Origin of the sequence: Ornithinibacillus contaminans, from assembly GCF_001038425.2 — a bacterium.
Classification (GTDB): Bacteria; Bacillota; Bacilli; order Bacillales; family Amphibacillaceae; genus Ornithinibacillus; species Ornithinibacillus contaminans.
In genome coordinates this window covers 93,275-110,724 of record NZ_LDPV02000050.1, presented here as the reverse complement: position 1 = coordinate 110,724, position 17,450 = coordinate 93,275, and the positions used below count along the sequence as shown (strand labels likewise).

At 39.9% G+C, this 17,450-nt stretch carries 19 protein-coding genes; 11 read left to right on the top strand and 8 right to left on the bottom strand.

What is annotated here, in order from left to right:
• Positions 1-15 precede the first annotated feature (15 nt).
• From JF53_RS13735 to spxA, 3 genes are all read left to right on the top strand, one after another.
• Positions 16-2,508, top strand: coding sequence for an EAL domain-containing protein (locus tag JF53_RS13735; RefSeq protein WP_047980327.1), 2,493 nt, complete (start codon positions 16-18; stop codon positions 2,506-2,508).
• 139 nt (positions 2,509-2,647) lie between these two features.
• The gene (locus JF53_RS13730; RefSeq protein WP_047980328.1) at positions 2,648-3,739 is read left to right on the top strand and encodes a metallophosphoesterase; all 1,092 of its coding nucleotides are present in this window, start codon (positions 2,648-2,650) and stop codon (positions 3,737-3,739) included.
• Between the two features lie 332 nt (positions 3,740-4,071).
• Positions 4,072-4,467, top strand: a complete 396-nt coding sequence (gene spxA, locus JF53_RS13725; protein WP_047980329.1) for a transcriptional regulator SpxA — start codon at positions 4,072-4,074, stop codon at positions 4,465-4,467.
• 200 nt (positions 4,468-4,667) lie between these two features.
• Here spxA and guaC read toward each other — a convergent pair whose 3' ends face one another.
• Together guaC and JF53_RS13715 are read right to left on the bottom strand one after the other, a co-directional pair.
• Entirely contained in the window at positions 4,668-5,651 is a 984-nt protein-coding gene (guaC, locus tag JF53_RS13720; RefSeq protein WP_047980330.1) for a GMP reductase, read from the bottom strand.
• Positions 5,652-5,763: 112 nt separating this feature from the next.
• Entirely contained in the window at positions 5,764-6,000 is a 237-nt protein-coding gene (locus JF53_RS13715; protein ID WP_047980331.1) for a heavy-metal-associated domain-containing protein, read from the bottom strand.
• A 191-nt stretch (positions 6,001-6,191) separates the two neighbouring features.
• On the opposite strand from JF53_RS13715, the gene JF53_RS13710 reads away from it, so the two are divergent.
• Entirely contained in the window at positions 6,192-6,764 is a 573-nt protein-coding gene (locus JF53_RS13710) for a hypothetical protein (protein WP_157052528.1), read from the top strand.
• 58 nt (positions 6,765-6,822) lie between these two features.
• Here the strand turns inward: JF53_RS13710 and JF53_RS13705 are convergent, their stop codons facing one another.
• Positions 6,823-7,476: a YdeI/OmpD-associated family protein gene (locus tag JF53_RS13705; RefSeq protein ID WP_047980333.1), complete on the bottom strand. Its 654-nt coding sequence runs from the start codon at positions 7,474-7,476 to the stop codon at positions 6,823-6,825.
• Between the two features lie 143 nt (positions 7,477-7,619).
• On the opposite strand from JF53_RS13705, the gene JF53_RS13700 reads away from it, so the two are divergent.
• On the top strand, positions 7,620-8,156 hold the full coding sequence (locus JF53_RS13700; protein WP_047980334.1) for a D-glycero-alpha-D-manno-heptose-1,7-bisphosphate 7-phosphatase: 537 nt from the start codon (positions 7,620-7,622) through the stop codon (positions 8,154-8,156).
• A 119-nt stretch (positions 8,157-8,275) separates the two neighbouring features.
• On the opposite strand, the gene JF53_RS13695 is transcribed toward JF53_RS13700, so the two are convergent.
• Entirely contained in the window at positions 8,276-9,106 is an 831-nt protein-coding gene (locus tag JF53_RS13695) for an N-acetylmuramoyl-L-alanine amidase (RefSeq protein ID WP_047980335.1), read from the bottom strand.
• Positions 9,107-9,549: 443 nt separating this feature from the next.
• Between JF53_RS13695 and JF53_RS13690 the strand changes: the two genes are divergently transcribed.
• Complete coding sequence (locus JF53_RS13690) at positions 9,550-10,116, top strand: DJ-1/PfpI family protein (protein WP_047980336.1); 567 nt, start codon at positions 9,550-9,552, stop codon at positions 10,114-10,116.
• 113 nt (positions 10,117-10,229) lie between these two features.
• Entirely contained in the window at positions 10,230-10,832 is a 603-nt protein-coding gene (locus JF53_RS13685; RefSeq protein ID WP_047980337.1) for a GNAT family N-acetyltransferase, read from the top strand.
• 148 nt (positions 10,833-10,980) lie between these two features.
• On the opposite strand, the gene JF53_RS13680 is transcribed toward JF53_RS13685, so the two are convergent.
• Complete coding sequence (locus JF53_RS13680) at positions 10,981-11,451, bottom strand: hypothetical protein (protein ID WP_047980338.1); 471 nt, start codon at positions 11,449-11,451, stop codon at positions 10,981-10,983.
• A gap of 117 nt (positions 11,452-11,568) precedes the next feature.
• On the bottom strand, positions 11,569-12,411 hold the full coding sequence (locus JF53_RS13675; protein WP_047980339.1) for a class I SAM-dependent methyltransferase: 843 nt from the start codon (positions 12,409-12,411) through the stop codon (positions 11,569-11,571).
• 166 nt (positions 12,412-12,577) lie between these two features.
• Here JF53_RS13675 and JF53_RS13670 point away from each other — a divergent pair, with 166 nt between their 5' ends.
• Positions 12,578-13,504: a fumarylacetoacetate hydrolase family protein gene (locus JF53_RS13670; protein WP_047980340.1), complete on the top strand. Its 927-nt coding sequence runs from the start codon at positions 12,578-12,580 to the stop codon at positions 13,502-13,504.
• A gap of 110 nt (positions 13,505-13,614) precedes the next feature.
• On the top strand, positions 13,615-13,818 hold the full coding sequence (locus tag JF53_RS13665) for a CDGSH iron-sulfur domain-containing protein (protein WP_047980341.1): 204 nt from the start codon (positions 13,615-13,617) through the stop codon (positions 13,816-13,818).
• Between the two features lie 38 nt (positions 13,819-13,856).
• Here JF53_RS13665 and JF53_RS13660 read toward each other — a convergent pair whose 3' ends face one another.
• Positions 13,857-14,567 (bottom strand): hypothetical protein, encoded by a 711-nt coding sequence (locus JF53_RS13660; protein ID WP_047980342.1) that lies wholly within the window; start codon positions 14,565-14,567, stop codon positions 13,857-13,859.
• On the bottom strand, positions 14,560-15,153 hold the full coding sequence (locus JF53_RS13655) for a sigma-70 family RNA polymerase sigma factor (protein ID WP_053071856.1): 594 nt from the start codon (positions 15,151-15,153) through the stop codon (positions 14,560-14,562). The genes JF53_RS13660 and JF53_RS13655 overlap by 8 nt, the downstream gene beginning before the upstream one ends.
• Positions 15,154-15,377: 224 nt before the next feature.
• Here JF53_RS13655 and JF53_RS13650 point away from each other — a divergent pair, with 224 nt between their 5' ends.
• Positions 15,378-17,033 carry an FAD-binding dehydrogenase gene (locus JF53_RS13650; RefSeq protein WP_047980343.1) on the top strand — a complete coding sequence of 552 codons (1,656 nt, stop codon included), beginning with the start codon at positions 15,378-15,380 and terminating at the stop codon, positions 17,031-17,033.
• A gap of 29 nt (positions 17,034-17,062) precedes the next feature.
• Positions 17,063-17,443 carry a hypothetical protein gene (locus JF53_RS13645; RefSeq protein WP_047980344.1) on the top strand — a complete coding sequence of 127 codons (381 nt, stop codon included), beginning with the start codon at positions 17,063-17,065 and terminating at the stop codon, positions 17,441-17,443.
• The last annotated feature ends 7 nt before the right edge of the window (positions 17,444-17,450 follow it).

Below are 17,450 nucleotides of genomic sequence, written 5' to 3'. Positions count from 1 at the left end.
TAGGGGTGTGCAACTGTGTCAATACGTACGAAGCTTTCACTAATATTATCACTCGTAATTACGATTTTTTTAATTATAAATACAGCAAGTGGCTATTATTCTACGAAAGATAATTTACTAGAAAACAGCAAACAGAACATGCGAATTGTCATAGATAGTGTGTTTAATACGATCACAAATTCAGAAAGTGGTTCAAGAAATGCAGAGAATATGATTGGACGCAGCTTGCGATTTGCCTCGATTGCTGCACTTAATAAATTGGATCGTGATAGTAAGAACGTTACAAATGAAGAATTAAAACGGTTAAGTAAGCGGCTGGGGGTAAGTGATATTTCACTTTTAGTACAAGAAGGTGATGATATTGTCATCCAAAAATCATCCGATCCGAAAGAAATCGGGTTAGGAACCAAGGAATGGGGTTATTGGTATACCGCATTTAATCAATTATTTACGAAATATCAGGTCACCATTCCAGAAGGGCAAGCACTGAACAATTATTGGGCAGGGCCGATTAATACTTCCTTATCCAATCCAGATAAAGTCGTTAAATACGGTTACTACTATGATGGTACGACGAATTACATCCTTAATCCGTATATTAATATTGATTCTTTTTACGGCTATCAGGATAATTTGGCGACGGATAAAATCATCCATGAAATTATGGAAGAAAATGACGGCATCTTAGAAATAACGGGATACAACCCAGATTATTTTGGTGAAGAAACAATTTGGTATACCGCTCCTAATGGAACATCCTTTATCCCGATGGACAAGCAACCCATTTTGTTTGGGGATTACTGGTATCGCGATGACAAGCAAGATGAAGCAGCTGTAAAGCTTGCGATGGATACGGGTGATTTGGTCAGCTATGTTACTGAAATCAATGGAGAAGAGATTATTAAGCATTTTTATCCGATGCAAGAGGACGAGGAATATGTAGTGGGGATTGTAGAGGATTATCACAACGTCAACAGTGTCCTTCACGGATATATCGTGCGGAATGTAATCTCATCAAGTATCCTAATTCTATTTGTATTTGTGTTCATGTACCTATTTTCAGCCAGAGTTGCAAAGCCAGTATTAGAAATTAATGAAAAAGTAAAAGAAATTTCGAAAGGAAACTTTGGTGTTTTTCATAAGACAAATCGAAAAGATGAATTAGGGGCATTGGCAGATGGTGTAAACCAAATGTCTACATACCTTGCGAATTATAAGGAAACCATTGAGTTTCAAGCCTACCATGATGATTTAACTGGTTTGCCAAATCGACGGTTATTGCAAGAAACCTTGAATAAGTCTATTGGTCAAGGTAGTGACAAGAACACAGCAGTGCTATTTTTCGATCTGGATCGATTCAAATTTATCAATGACACATTTGGCCATACCATTGGCGATGAATTGTTAAAAGAAGTTGGAAACCGGGTGCAGCCGCTGCTTGAAAATGATCAATGTCTATATCGAACTGGTGGCGATGAGTTTGTTATTTTTGCTCAGGATAGAACGAGAAACGATGCAGAAAACATTGCTAAACGAATTATTCAGAGACTTTCTGAACCGTTCATTATCGACGGCTATGAGATTGTTACTTCTGCGAGTATTGGAATCAGTATCTATCCGGACGACGCCATTAATCCAGAGGAAATTTTCAAAAATACCGATGTCGCGATGTACCGAGCAAAAGAAAATGGTAAGAATCAGTACTGTTTCTATAATCAAGAAACTAACGATAGCCTAATAAGGAAAGCGCAGTTAGAAAAAGATTTGCATAAAGCGGTAGAAAATCAGGAATTTGTGCTTCATTACCAACCGCAGATAAATATTCAAACCATGAAAATGACGGGTGTAGAAGCATTGGTTCGTTGGAATCATCCGGAATTAGGGACGATAGCGCCATCAGAATTCATCCCACTAGCAGAAGAGTCAGGGTTAATTAATCCATTAGGAGAGTGGATTGTAATGACTGCTGCTAGACAAATGAAGGAGTGGACTGATGTTGGTTGTCCAGCGATTCAAGTCGCTGTTAATCTATCGGCAAAACAGTTCCAGCAAGGAAACCTAGTTAACGTAATGAAGCGGGTAATTCAAGAAACCGGAATTGATCCGAATTATTTAGAGCTTGAGATTACGGAGGGTATGGCCATGATTGATCATAGCTATACCAACAAGAAGCTTAAACAGCTGAAAACGCTAGGTGTAAAAATTTCGCTCGATGATTTTGGAACTGGCTACTCCTCCTTAAATTATTTGAAGAGTTTTCCAATTGATAAATTAAAGATTGATAAATCATTTGTTAATGAAATTGAGGTGGACAAGGTTAATGAAATGATGGTGTCAACCATTATTACGATGGCACATCATTTGAATCTACGAGTGATTGCAGAAGGTGTTGAAAATGAATCACAACTAAACTTCTTGAAGCAAGAAAACTGTGACGAGGTGCAAGGCTACTATTTTGGAAAACCAATGGTTGCAAGCGAATTAGAAGAATGGTTGGAGAATCGTTAGTATACAAGAATATGAGAAAGCGTAGAAATTTCTGCGCTTTTGTTCAATCTTGAAAAGTATGAGGTAGCAGGGATAGAATAATGATAGCAGGTAGTGAAAATGGAACGTAACGAAACGACCAGATGGGGGAAGCAGATCAATGATAGAAGTACAGAAGCTAAAACTCGATGCAACGAAGCGACTCATTATCACCTCAGACATTCATGCAGATATAGCCCTTTTTAAAAACCTATTAGAAAAAGTAGACTTCAAGGATGATGATTACCTCATTATCAACGGAGATCTTTGTGAAAAGGGACCAGATAGTTTAGGGTTGGTTCATTATATTCGGACCTTCATTCAGGAGCATCCAACCATCTTTTTAACAAAAGGTAATTGTGATGTTGCATTTCGCTATGTGCTTGAGGAAGACGAAGAGATTTTACCGTATATGCGATGGCGGAAAAACTCCTTACTACATGAAATGATGGCAAAGCACGGAAAATCTATGGAGGATTTTTCGAGTTTAGCAGAACTAGCAGACTATTACCGTACGTATTTTTCCCAAGAGCTAGCATGGCTGGAGTCCTTGCCAACTGCTTACGAACTAGAGGACTACTTAATTGTTCATGCTGGTATTGAGAATCGCATAGATTGGCGCAAGACGGAAGAAACAAATGCCTTGTATATAAAAGCATTTCATGAATCAGGACATCAAGCAGATAAAACAGTCATTGTCGGGCATTGGCCAGTTGTCAATTATCGTGCCGATCAGGTAAGTAGCCACAATCCTTTAATCGACCATAAAAAACGTATTATCTCTATTGATGGCGGAAACCAAATTAAAAAGGATGGGCAGCTTAATGCCTTGATTATCGAAAATGGGAAAATTTCGCATACGTTTGTGGATGCGCTGGATAAACAAGTAGTGGTGAAGCGAGCACACCAAGATACAACAAATAGGGTAGGAACCGTAACATATCCAAACTATGAGATGCATAAGCTAGAACAGGAAGAATACTTCACCTTATGTGAAAATCGTAACGTAAGCGTAAAGCAGTGGATTAAGAATGAATACTTAGTGGAGAAGGATAATACCCTCTTCTGCAGAGATGATCTCAGTACAACGTTTTTATCCGTTGATAAAAACGAAATTGTCAAAATGGTGGATGATAGCTGTGCGGGATATGTCCTCGTTAAAAAGTTCACAGGTGAGGTTGGTTGGATTCCGGTAGCGTGTTTGTATGAATGACAGGTAAATAGGGCAGCAATTGCTTCAATATTTTTGCAAAAAAATATCCATCCGGTAACCTGTATAAATTGTATCGGCAAACGGGCATACTGAAGCAATAGGACTTATGTATTTTCCATGAAAAAGGGCTTGAATAACAGGAAAACAGAAGCTCGCAAGGTTGACACAAAGTGCCAATTGTATTAGTATTATATTGAATTAAAGACATTTAACATGTATAGATTAATACAGTTCAATATGGCAATAAATTAAGTCTTCAGGCGAATTGAACCATAGTACATACATTATGGTTGAATTTGTAAATCTCTACTTTAGAGAAAGGAAGTAATTACATGGTAACACTATACGTTACGCCAAGTTGTACATCCTGCAGAAAGGCTAAAGCATGGTTCCAAGACAATAATATACCATTTAAAGAACGAAATATTTTTTCGGAGCCGTTATCGTTTGACGAGATTAAAAGCATTTTGCGATTAACAGAAGATGGCACGGAAGAGATAATTTCCGAGCGTTCAAAGGTGTTTAAGGAAATTGATGTGGATATTGATCAGCTTCCAATGAAGGATTTATATCAATTAATCCAAGAAAATCCTGGTCTATTAAGACGACCAATTATTATTGATGAAAAGCGTCTTCAAGTAGGGTATAACGAGGATGAGATTCGTCGATTTTTACCTAGATCTGTTCGGACCTTCCAATTGCAGGAGCTTCAAAAAATGGTTGATTAACATTTAAAAGCACGTGGAGACACGTGCTTTTTTGTTTACAGAAAAAAAGGCTGGGGCAAAAGTAAATAGGAAGAAAATATGAACAACAAAATGAGTATTTGGCACATGTATCCGCTCAGGAAAAATACGTCGCTGATTTAGTGCTAATGTTTTGTTCGTGATTTACTATCGCATTTTACTTTGTCACAGCCTCATGGAACTTAATATACTTTATCCCCATTAAAAATAGAGTTTTTTACGACTACATAGTCTACGTTGCGGATGGCTTCTAGTTTGTTTCCGCCTGCGTAGGAGATGGAGGATTGTAGGTCTTGTTCCATTTCAATTAATGTATCCTTTAGGGAACCTTTATGCTCCACTAACATCTTCTTACCCTCTACGTTTTTCTTTTCACCTTTTTGGAATTCGGATGCGGAACCAAAGTATTCTTTATACAGCTTTCCGTCCTTTTCAACCGTTTCCCCTGGCGATTCCTCGTGTCCGGCAAATAAGGATCCAATCATCACCATGGATGCACCGAACCGTACGGATTTAGCGATGTCGCCGTGTGTGCGAATACCACCATCAGCAATAATTGGTTTACTTGCGGCTTTTGCACACCAACGAAGTGCCGCTAACTGCCAGCCACCTGTTCCAAATCCAGTTTTAATTTTTGTGATACATACTTTTCCGGGGCCGATCCCAACCTTCGTTGCATCAGCTCCAGCATTTTCTAATTCGCGTACGGCTTCTGGTGTTCCGACATTCCCTGCAATTACGAAACTCTTTGGTAACAGCTTCTTAATATGCTGAATCATTTTGATCACAGAATTGGAATGACCATGCGCAATATCAATTGTAATATATTCTGGAACTAGATTATTAGCAGCTAGTTCTTCAATAAAGCGATATTCTTCTTCTTTTACCCCAACACTAATCGATGCAATTAAGCCACGTGCTTGCATATCGGTAATAAAGGCAGCTCGTTTTTCTGGCTCAAAGCGGTGCATGATATAAAAGTAGCCATCTTCAGCTAACTGTAGTGCAATTGTTTCATCTATAATCGTCTGCATATTTGCAGGCACAACTGGCAATTTGAATTTACGTCCACCAAACATTACGGAAGTGTCACATTCTGAACGACTATTTACAACACATTTTGCGGGAATTAATTGGATATCTTCGTAATCAAATACATTTTCCATAACTTTCACCCCTAAAAACGAATATTTATTCGAAACCGAACGAAATTGTTCGTCCTTAGGTAATGTACTATATTTTCGTAGGTATGTCAAAAGGATTCTAACTTGTGTAACTCTACCGTGCCTTTTTAATAGGAGCGCTATTGCTTACATCGAACCCTAGTTTTCTTATCTCCTCAGTAATATCGACGAATGCTAGTTGATCAGGAGAAAAGGTTACTTGCCCACGAGCTGACGCTAACTGGACATTAATCGCAGTGACGCCATCCAGCTTGGCGATTGTTTTTTCAATTTTTGTTGGGCAGTCTGGACAATGCATCCCATTTACATTGAACTGTACGGTTGTATTCATACCATTCACCACCTTCCATCTAATTGATAAAGCATACGGGAACCATAGCGGAAATATGTGTCCATTTTAAGAAGTTAGCGAATTTATCAAACGAATATCGTAGTGATTTTTGTAATAAAAAGGGTTTTTTCATTTTATCTCGAATACTATAAAGAGAGTTAAAAAGAGAAGAAGAGGGGGATTTTATGATCATGTTAATCGAGAATCCTGCAAGAGAAATAGATTGCGAGATTACGTTTAAGGTCGATGGTAGTTCGTTGAACGTTACAGTAACCCCAGCGTATTGTGCATCTTGTCGAAATCAAGTCGATGGATTTTTCCATTATCAGCGGGCTAACTATGGCCAAGTTGGAACGATTAGCTGTAATCATTGTGGCATGGAAATTCATTGCACTAATCGTGATAGTAGTCAGGATGCTATTTTCATGATTCCCGAAATCTATACAGAAAAATGGTCCTATGTTGGCGATGATCATTTAAGAAGTCTCGTAGAAATAGATTTTCAAGACTTGTATCAAATTAATAGTCGCACACTAATGGAACTAGAAAAATTACTTCAAGAAGCGTTAGGTGAAGCGAACTTTTTGTCTGCATTTGATCAGGAAGAAATTGAATTATTAGCGTTGGTTGAACAGACATGTACAGCGCTTAATATAACGGAATTACCGAATGAAAACATTATCACGGACGAAAGGTTTCATCAGCTTCCTGCAAATGTGAATAAATGGCTCAATCTGTTACAGGTATTAACGATTATAAAATAAAATCGAACTGCACTTCTAGATAGAGGTGCAGTTCATTTAGTGTTTGATAGTGGTGGCGCTATTGTTTATTCATCCGGTATAAAGCGATGGATTTATAGCCTTTTGAAAGGATATCAACCATTTGTTCAGCACGCTTGTCGCGGGTTTGCTGTTGCTTAGCTGAAAAGATGTATCGTGCCCAATCTTTTTTGTATCCCGGAGTTAGATGCTGATAGAACTGTAGTTCCTTTGGATGATTCGTTAATAAAGCTTCCACATCCTGAACGTTTTCTTCGTAATCTGAAACAGATTGACTTGAGGGGGAAGTCTTTTTGACTTTTCTTTTCTCACGTTTTAACCCAACGACAGTAAAAACATCGTCCATGCTTACCATTCGAGCAAACTTTATATCGCTATCACCGATGTATCCTGCTTCATTTACCTGTAAAGCAGGGAAAATGGCATCGCGATGAATATAGGTTTCATACCGTTTGTTGCCCTTTTTGGGGTAGGCAAAGAAGAGATAGCCCTTTTCCATTAAATAATGTTCGTTTTCTATGATTAAATTGGTATAGTTAACCATGTCGTCTAATGTTTCTATAAATATAACTATCGCATCGTGATTGTTTGAAAGGGATGCTTGAACCTCTTCAAACGTATCATAATCAGTAGGTTGATTCAGTACAGCCATATTCGTATACTTTTTGAGATTTAGCTTTTTAATAATGGACATATCATAGCTCCTAATTAGTTTTGTTAAATTGAACTTAACCTTGTTTCTGACATATGTCAATCGCTATATAGGGGGTGTTTTGGTAGGGACAATTAAGGAAATACTACACAGGAGATTTAGTTAATAGCTGGAAGGTGATATAGATGAAGTCTGCCATTTTTCTTGATCGTGATGGGGTAATAAATGAGGTGCTAAGTCGGCGGGTAAAGTTCGTTAATCGACCGAGTGACTTTTATTTACTGCCAGGTGTTGGCGAGGCAATAAGCCAGCTTAACAATGCAGGGTATAAACTATTCGTAGTGACCAATCAAGGTGGAATTGGACTCGGGTATATGAAAGAGTCTGCCTTAAAAGCCGTCCATGAAAAAATGAAAGAAGACTTAGCGGAATTTGGTGCAGAAATCGATGATGTTGCGTATTGTCCACATAAGCCCCATGCAGGATGTGCTTGTCGTAAGCCAGAGCCCCAGATGCTTATCGACTTGGCAACGAAACATGATGTTGATCTGAAAAAGAGCTATATGGTGGGAGATCGAGACCCAGATATCGAAGCTGGACGGAAAGCTGGCGCGAAAACGGTATTGGTTGGAAAGCGCGAGGGAATTAGAGCAGAAGCGGATATGTATTTTGGGGATTTACTTGCGTTTGCGAGGTGGTTAACAGATGAAAACACAGCTTAAATACTATCGTTTTGGATTATGCCTACTCGTATTTGGAGGGCAACAAGAAACTCACACAGATGGATACTGCGTGAGCTTTCTTTTTTGAGGTACTTTTAATAGTACCCTACTATTTTTTGCTAATTACGTGAGGAGACTGGTGCTCTTGTAATCGTCTGTTCCTCAATAATATAAGCATCGGTAATTCCCGCATTACGAACGGCTACTAATCTTTCTTCGGCATTGTCTCGAGTAGAAAATGCCCCTGCTTGAACGCGATACCAGAGGACGCCATTAACGGTTACAGTTCCAATAAAGGAGTCAATTCCTCTATTGCTCAGGTAGGCAGCACGTTCTTCTGCATTTTCTCTCGCGCGGAAAGAGCCAGCAATTACTTTGTATAGGATTTCGCTTTCGGCCTGTTTCGGCGGTAAATTAAATGCAGTAGCTAACCCATTAACATGACCCTCAGCCACCGCCTGGAGCCAAGAGGCTTGCTTCATCAAGTTTGCATCGTGGCTATTATCAATAAAGCCATTCTCGGTTAATAGTGCCGGCATATTTGATTCACGTAAGACATGGAAATTTGCTTTCTTCTGTCCGCGATTGGTTAGTTGGTTCACGCGGGTGATTTCTGTATGGAGAATATCTTGGTATTGTGCCGTTAAGGATGAATCAGCTAAATTACTGTGAATATAGTCTTCATATCCCTGTGCCGATCCGTTGAAGGCATTGCAATGAATGGATAAAAAGTAGTCAGCGCCCCAGGCATTCGCCTCATTTGTGCGCTGCTGTAAGCTCTTGGTTGTGTCTGTTGTTCGACTCATGCGAACCTCAACATTATCGTAATTGTTCAAGAGCGTATCACGAATACGTAAAGCGATAGCTAAATTGACATTTTTCTCGTATAACCCGTTTCCACTAGCTCCGTTATCTGTACCACCATGACCAGGATCTAAATAAAGCTTCATATTCAATCTCCTCCTAATAATGATTTTTAAGAAAGACTTCTTGAAACTTCTAAGGCAGATAGTTGTTTTAGCTGAAACGTGTTTTCATCAATCTCCCCTATGAACTATTGAAAAAGGTATTGTTTAAGAGTGCTTGTCTCATTTTTTCTCCTCCTTCCCATTAGTAGCCTCTAGAGTTAGTAAGAAATTCGACGAGAAAACGGATATCCCTGCCGCATTTCAAGAAAATAAGCGGATATACTTACAAGAAAACTGAACATGAGGATAAAAGTAATGGACCTCATAAAGGAAACTATTCAAAAGGAAATGGTGCAATATTCATAGATATGCGTATTAAAAAACTATTACAGTTTCGTTAAAGTCCGATTTTCTAGGAGGACTATTTAAGTTGGGGAGAGAATATAGTAATAGCGTGTGTATAAACTATTTAAGGAGGAGTTATCATGACCAAAAAGGTATTAATTCTTGCTGGAGATGCAGTCGAGGCTTTGGAAATCTATTATCCTTATTTTCGGTGCCTAGAGGAAGGCTATGAGACAACAATCGCTGCCTCGTCAACGAAGAAATTGCATACAGTTGTTCATGACTTCGTCGGTTGGGAAACATACTCGGAAAAAGAGGGCTATTTAATAGAGGCTACGACAAGCTTTGCTGAAGTTGATCCAACGGAATTTGACGGGTTAATTATTCCAGGAGGTCGTGCCCCGGAGCATATGCGATTAAATGAACATGTCCCTTCGATTGTGAGTCATTTTTTTGAAACAAATAAACCAATTGCAGCTGTATGTCACGCAGCGCAAGTATTAACGACGGTGCGAGAGCATATGAAGGACCGTGAGCTAACAGCATATATTGCATGCAAGCCAGAAATAGAAGCATTAGGCTCTACGTATGTAAGTGAATCTAATCATACAGATGGAAATCTAATATCCGGTCATGCGTGGCCAGACCTGCCAGGCTTGATGAAAGAGTTTGTCAAACAGGTTAATGGCGTTGGTATTGAGGCTTAATTTTACAGCGGCGTAATCATTAGGGTAGAAATGATTACGTCGCTTTTTGTTGCAAAAAAACTGCCTTTCCGTTTAGATAATGGTAATGAAGAAATAACATTTGGAGGTAAAGGATGACGAATCAGCTAATTTTATCGACCATACCACAATTGGAAACAGAAAACTACCTACTGCGAGGTATAACGCTACAAGATACCAACGATCTATTTACCTTTATGCAGGATAAGGAAACAATGAAATTTATCACTGCCTATCCGGTTCAATCGGAGCAGGAGATGGAGGAAGCTATTTCTAGACAGCTTGATAATTTCTTAGCGCACAAGGAAATCCCATGGGTTATCATCCATAAGGAATCTGGGCAGCTAGTAGGTCAATTCCGACTTCATAAGTTGCATGTATTCCATCAAAAGGCAGAAATGGGTGCCGTGATACGAAAGGAATATCAGAAGAAAGGTGTCATGACGGAAGTTCTAGGCGTCATCTTGCCATTTTTCTTTGAGACCTTAAAGCTGAATCGACTCGTTGGGGATATATTTGCCGGCAACGTGGGTTCTAGGAAACTACTAGAAAAGTTCGGATTTCATAAAGATGGCGTGCTAAGACAGACCGATTATGACGGTGTGAGATTTCATGATACGGTGGTATATTCGTTGTTGAAGGAAGAATATGAATATCAAATGATTTCTCCACTCGTAAGGAGTGATTGTGTTGATTGACTCGATGAACTACTTAATCTATCAATTCAGGATAGGGAGATCCAAAATAAAAAAGAGTCCATAGAATAGACTCTTAAAATCGAGAATTAATTTTCCTGTAACACTTTCACTTTTCTATAAAATGTTGTCTTTTTATCCCCTGTCGTAGTCAATGATTTTCATTATGAGAATCAAAAAGCATTAGATATGCAAAAAACTCAGGTGTTTCATGATTAACATGAGATGTGTCGATTCCACGTTCGATAATCATATCAACTTTTAGTTCTTCGCAATTGGAGGTTATTGCATTTAACTGGGATTCAATAACGACAAGTATTCTTTCATTATCAGATGTAATCCCCACATGATTGTAGTAATGATTACTTTTTTCGTTTCTTACTACCTCATATGAAATGAAATTTAAGTTATCCAAGTTAGATTTTATAGGGTCGTTTTTGTGTACATTAATATAGTTAAGAATTGTCATTTTTAAGAAAATGGCTTCGGATTCTGATAATTCTGTTTCAACAATATCTAATTTCTTTTGAAATGCGGAGATAACGTCATTAACTGATTGTAACGGTCGAATCTGACGGGAATATTGCTGCTTCAAAAATGCTTTGTACTCATCATGATCCACGTAATCACCTCAATAAAAAAAGAAATGAAAGATGCTCTAGAGAACATCTCGATATTATTACGATAGCATATAATCGCTTAGGGTACTTTTTACGTTTCGTTTGCAGTTAAAGCAAGCCTATTCCGCGGTAAAAGTAAAAGCAGCCATCGGTTTAAGCGTATTTGCTTTTGCTGATGCTTCCAAAAGTTTGATCTGCGATTCAATTAGCGTTTTAAATTTTGCAGGAATATCCACAATGCTTGCCAGTGAATCCTGATAGTCATCTATGGTTTGATAGACTTCCCACTCCCCGTCTTGCAACGCAGGAGAGTGAATCGAAGTTTCTTCAATAATACGCCATCCGGCTTTTTCAGCTATTTCCATACAATCCATCGGTGTAAATAAGGTACGAATATTGGAAAGGCTATCCGTTTTAAAGCACTCATATTGCGCCTGAATGAGCACCGCAAGAAAATGAGGTAATTGTGCCGAATCTGTGATTCTGGTATCCCATTCCGCAAAGCATAATTTTTTACCCCATTTTTTTAGCTTGGATAATATTTGCTCTAACTGATCGGCAGAGCTCATGTACCAAGAACTATGGGACAACACAACAACATCGAAGGAATTGTCTGGAAAATCTATTTCGCCCGACAGTATATCGCATTCGAATTCAACGGTAATTCTAGATCCAAGCTGTGAGTTTTGTAGTTGCTGCATGGATTCTCCTAATGTTAACGGTGCACCGTAATCAGGGGAAGCAATATCAATCCCGTGCACAGCGCCATTTTCCCCGACCAAAGCAGCAAGTACTGCAGTCGTATCCCCTTGTCCACAGCCAATCTCTAATACCTTGTCTCCCTTTTTAATTCCCCAAAACTGAGCCAACTTAAGCCGGTGCTCCGTTTGGATCTTTTGTATATCATAATTTAATTCACTAGTTGCCATACTTTTTACGATTGCATCTAATTGATTATTCATGGCTTCACGCTCCGTTATTCTATTTTTCTTTCAGTAAGTTTAGAATACCAATTTTCAGGTAACTATACAATTTACAAAATTATCAGATAAACTTATAATAGGGAAGTGTAATAGAGGAGCGAGAAGGGTCTTAATTCTTGAACGGAATATAAAACGAGGTGTCGAAATGAAATTAGTAAGCTATCGCTTGAAAAACAAGGATGTACCGTTACGGGTTGGCATTATGGAAGAAGAAAGAATAGTAGATGTACAAGAAGTATTTCAACGATTTCTCATCTCTCATGGTGAGAGGCAGGAAAAGGATATTGACCAATCGGTTCCTTCTGATCCAAATAGATTTTTTAAGCGTGGCTATCCAGTGTTTGAGCGGGTTAAGGAAGCGTACAACTATTATAAAGAAAAGCGGTTAGATGGGAATTTCTTATCACGCAATGATGTATACCTTAGCACGCCAATTTCGGAGCCTTCGAAGATTATTTGCGTCGGGAAAAACTATGCCGAGCATGCCGCAGAGATGAAAAGTGATGTGCCTGATTTTCCGGTGTTGTTTGCTAAGTTCTCCAATGCGTTAATCGGTCCAGAGGATGTCATTCAGAAATCGCCAGCAACCGCTAAGCTTGATTATGAGGTAGAGCTGACCATTGTCATTGGTAAGAAAGCAACGAAGGTAAAACGGGAAGATGCTTTGAATTATATAGCTGGCTATACGATTGGGAATGATATTTCAGCAAGGGATCTCCAAAAGCGAACCCAGCAATGGTTGCAAGGAAAAACATTGGATAACAGCACACCAATCGGCCCGTGGGTTGTGACCGCGGATGAGGTAGGAAACCCGAGTGGACTGGTTATAAAGAGCTACGTGAACGGGGAATTACGTCAATCCTCCAACACAGAAAAACTTATTTTTGATGTACCATTTTTAATGGAATTCATTTCTGATTTAATCACATTAAATCCTGGTGATATTATTATGACGGGTACTCCAGATGGTGTTGCATTTGGAATGGATGAGCCTAAATTCTTACAAGCTGGTGATGTGGTTGCGTTGGAGATAGAAAAGATTGGTCAGATGGAGAATCGAGTAGGGGAATAGGATAGAACTGGTAAAACGCGGCAGGAATTATGTCACATCATTCCTTATCCTATACATAAGCTATTATGTCAGATTATTTTGCGTTAAAAGGGACAGAAGGGTGAGACGTTATGAGTGAAAAGGTAGTTATTAAAGTTAATGATAATGGGTCGTACCGCATTACTGGTGATGTGGAGTTAGTCGATGCAGAAGGTAATGTATTTGAAACGAAAAAAAGCTTTTCCCTATGTCGGTGTGGGCAATCCGCTATAAAACCGTTTTGTGATGGAACACATCGGAAAATAGGATTTGATAGTGCACCTCGTGCAGAATGAAAAAATCCGTAACCCTAAGTGGGTTGCGGATTTTTGGTTTATTGTTCTTCTCTAATTTTCAAATATATTTTAGATCCTTCTGGGGAATAGTGATATGTTACGTCCGTCACATCTAAGGTGATTTCGCTTGCGCTCTCCACGTCATAATTCGCCTGAACGAATTCTTCGTTCGCTACATAAATTGGAATTGCCTTTTCAACGTCTCCAGTTGCAACTGGTATTTGTAGTAAGGATTCAGGATTAGGGATAAATTGCAAGGCTGTATCCGTAGTGACAAAGCTTCCTGTTAGCGGTGAACCGTCAAAGGTAATAATAGACGTATCACCATTTTGTTGAACATCCTTAGCCAGCGCGTTGTTTTGTGCGTCCTTAGGATTGAAAATCGTACGGGTCACGGAATCCTCTGCTATGGTCACACTATTTTCGGTATCCGATGATTCTGCAGCACCACTATCAAATGACTCCATCCGCATTTCGATGCTTGCCTCCTCACCGCTTTCTGCCGCCTCATCATTACTAAAATTAGCAAAGCGATTTGGTTGATTGTACATCGTAATGGCAAAAATAAGAATTGCAAATGCAAGCACTGCTCCAGTAATCACTGTTGGATAATAAGAAAATCGCCTGCGGGCTGGTATTTGCTTTAGGTTGTTTATTTTGCTGCGAATCGCCTGCTTATCAGTCTCTGAAAAGGAAGTTGGAATACTATTTTCAAACGGTTTCTTTAATTCTTTTAACTGCTCATCCATGGCTTGCACCACCCCTTTCTGGAGATAAGCATTCCTTCAATTTTGCCCGACCTCGATTTAGTCTTGTTCGAACAGTAGCTTCATTCAACTTTAATACACTACTAATTTCTTTTATCGATAATTCCTTAAAGTAGAATAAAATAATCACTTCCCGGTATTTCACTGGTAAGTCCATGACGGTTGCTAATAGCTCACTAGCATGATCCTTTTGTACGGATTTCTCTTCAGGAGTAGCTTCTTGCCTTACGATTTCATGAGAGGATTGAGCAAGTCTTTCGCGCAGGCGTTTATTACGCGCTTGCCAGCTTCGTAAATAATCCTTACTTTTATTAATGGCAATCGCATAGATCCAGCTTTTTAAAGACGATTTCCCTTGAAATGTATTTAATTTTTGGTAGATGGTCACAAACACTTCTTGTGTGATGTCATCGGTATCGGCAGTGTTTTTTACATAGGTATATACTAATCGCTTAATTTCATCGCCATACGCTTCCATTATTGTTTCAATCGCCTGGGTTGGATTTAACTGTAGGATTTCCAGGTCTTCTTTATCGCATGTCGGATGGAAAGCTTTCGAGTGGCCCACTCAAGTTCCTCCTAACTTCCTATCTCGTATAGTAGACGTGGTGATCGTGATAGATGTTTCATACAAGAATTGATTTTTTGGTTTATCTGTAGTGTACCATATTGCTAGTGTGCTTTTGTTTTTAATTTTCTAAAATTTGATTGTGCTGTTGTAGGGGAAAATCTATACTGTAAGTAGCAGGGCTACCGTTTTGGCTAGTCCATAATAGGTGGGGGGATTTTACAGTGAAATATGATGCGATTGTTGTTGGTGCGGGATTGGCAGGATTGGTTGCTACTGCTGAGCTTGCCGATGCAGGGAGAAAGGTTTTGTTAGTAGATCAGGAGCCAGAGGCGTCATTGGGTGGACAGGCATGGTGGTCATTTGGTGGTTTATTTTTAGTCGACTCTCCAGAACAGCGTCGAATGGGAATCAAAGACTCTAAGGATTTAGCCTGGCAGGATTGGTTAGGAACGGCTGGTTTTGATCGGGAGGATGATGAGGATTACTGGGCGAAACAATGGGCGCGTGCGTACGTGGACTTTGCAGCTGGGGAGAAGCGGGAATGGTTGCGTAGCTATGGCATTCGTTTCTTTCCAGTCGTTGGCTGGGCAGAGCGTGGCGGTTATTTAGCGGAAGGTCACGGGAATTCGGTACCACGATTCCATATCGTCTGGGGTACTGGACCAAGCTTGGTAGAAGCGTTTGAAAAACGAGTGCGCGCCCATATGGAAATAGGGCTAGTTGACTATCGCCCGCGCCACCGAGTGGATTATTTACTAGAGGAGAATGGACGAGTCGTGGGTGCTGGTGGAGTCGTACTGGTGCCTAGTGATGTCCAGCGTGGTGAGGAAAGCTCCCGGGAGGTCGTCTGGGATTTTGACTATACGGCAGATGCAGTGATTGTCTCCAGTGGTGGAATTGGCGCGAACTTTGAACTGATTCGAAAAAACTGGCCAAGCCGACTCGGGAATCCGCCACAATCGATGATTTCTGGTGTACCGGCCCATGTCGATGGTCGGATGTTGGAAATTGCCGAAAAGGTCGGGGGAAGAATCGTCAATCGCGATCGGATGTGGCATTATACGGAGGGGATTCAGAACTGGAATCCCGTTTGGCCAGCCCATGGTATTCGGATTTTGCCAGGACCATCTTCCATTTGGTTAGATGCAACTGGCCGGCGTTTTCCGGCACCAAATTTTCCCGGATTTGATACGTTAGGAACATTAGAAGCAATTATGAAAACAGGCTATGACTATTCCTGGTTTATTTTGACGGAAAAAATAATTGAAAAAGAATTTGCCTTATCCGGTTCAGAGCAGAATCCAGATTTAACAGGAAAAAGCATTCGAAAAATCCTATCGCGAGTGCTGCCAGGACCACCTGCTCCAGTGAAGGCATTTATGGATAATGGTGCGGACTTTATTGTTGCCTCAACCTTGGATGAGTTAGTGAAAGGCATGAACGAGCTAACAGGAGCGGAATTATTGGATGTAGCAGAAATCGAAAGACAGCTTATTGCGAGAGACAGAGAAATGGATAATAAATTCACGAAGGATTTACAAATAACCGCATTACGCGGTGCGCGAAACTATCGAGGCGATAATTTAATTCGCGTAGCTTCACCGCATAAAATTTTGGATCCGAAAAACGGACCATTAATTGCGGTTCGATTAAATATTTTAAGTAGAAAAACGTTAGGTGGTCTGCAAACAGACTTATCTGCCCGCGTTCTAACTAAGGACGGGAAGCCAATCCCAGGCTTGTATGCAGCTGGCGAAGTATCTGGATTTGGTGGTGGCGGTGTCCACGGCTATCGTTCCTTAGAGGGAACATTCTTAGGCGGATGCTTGTTTTCCGGTAGAACAGCAGGTCGGAGTGTGGCGGAAGAATTGCGTTAAGGTCCCATTGGAGAAGGGGATCAGCAGCTATGCGTGAGTATCAGCGGGAATCAAGCAACATCAGCAGGTATTTCAAAATATCAGCAGGAATCAAGCAACATCAGCAGATAACGCAAAATATCAGCAGGAATCCAAGAACATCAGCAGATATCACAAAACATCAGCAGCAGTCCGAAACAATCAACCGAAACAGCATTCCTTTCATGTATAACTTTTCCCTAACTCCGAAAACTATAATGAATACGGAATGGGAGGCTATCGCAATGGTTAATAAAGAAAAGGATTTTAATAATATGTTTAAGGAAAACCGAAATCATGGCGAACATCGAAATGGACGGAAGAGTCAATTTAAAAATAGCTCTGTTCATGGTGATGAAAAGCAAGATGAATATTTAAACCGAAAAGATTAATAGCGTT

Coding starts and splice junctions, on each gene's coding strand:
- JF53_RS13730 (WP_047980328.1), top strand. CDS start 2,648: ATGATAGAAGTACAGAAGCTAAAACTCGATGCAACGAAGCGACTCATT.
- spxA (WP_047980329.1), top strand. CDS start 4,072: ATGGTAACACTATACGTTACGCCAAGTTGTACATCCTGCAGAAAGGCT.
- guaC (WP_047980330.1), bottom strand. CDS start 5,651: ATGGAAAATGTATTTGATTACGAAGATATCCAATTAATTCCCGCAAAA.
- JF53_RS13715 (WP_047980331.1), bottom strand. CDS start 6,000: ATGAATACAACCGTACAGTTCAATGTAAATGGGATGCATTGTCCAGAC.
- JF53_RS13710 (WP_157052528.1), top strand. CDS start 6,192: ATGTTAATCGAGAATCCTGCAAGAGAAATAGATTGCGAGATTACGTTT.
- JF53_RS13705 (WP_047980333.1), bottom strand. CDS start 7,476: ATGTCCATTATTAAAAAGCTAAATCTCAAAAAGTATACGAATATGGCT.
- JF53_RS13700 (WP_047980334.1), top strand. CDS start 7,620: ATGAAGTCTGCCATTTTTCTTGATCGTGATGGGGTAATAAATGAGGTG.
- JF53_RS13695 (WP_047980335.1), bottom strand. CDS start 9,106: ATGAAGCTTTATTTAGATCCTGGTCATGGTGGTACAGATAACGGAGCT.
- JF53_RS13690 (WP_047980336.1), top strand. CDS start 9,550: ATGACCAAAAAGGTATTAATTCTTGCTGGAGATGCAGTCGAGGCTTTG.
- JF53_RS13685 (WP_047980337.1), top strand. CDS start 10,230: ATGACGAATCAGCTAATTTTATCGACCATACCACAATTGGAAACAGAA.
- JF53_RS13675 (WP_047980339.1), bottom strand. CDS start 12,411: ATGAATAATCAATTAGATGCAATCGTAAAAAGTATGGCAACTAGTGAA.
- JF53_RS13670 (WP_047980340.1), top strand. CDS start 12,578: ATGAAATTAGTAAGCTATCGCTTGAAAAACAAGGATGTACCGTTACGG.
- JF53_RS13665 (WP_047980341.1), top strand. CDS start 13,615: ATGAGTGAAAAGGTAGTTATTAAAGTTAATGATAATGGGTCGTACCGC.
- JF53_RS13660 (WP_047980342.1), bottom strand. CDS start 14,567: ATGGATGAGCAGTTAAAAGAATTAAAGAAACCGTTTGAAAATAGTATT.
- JF53_RS13645 (WP_047980344.1), top strand. CDS start 17,063: ATGCGTGAGTATCAGCGGGAATCAAGCAACATCAGCAGGTATTTCAAA.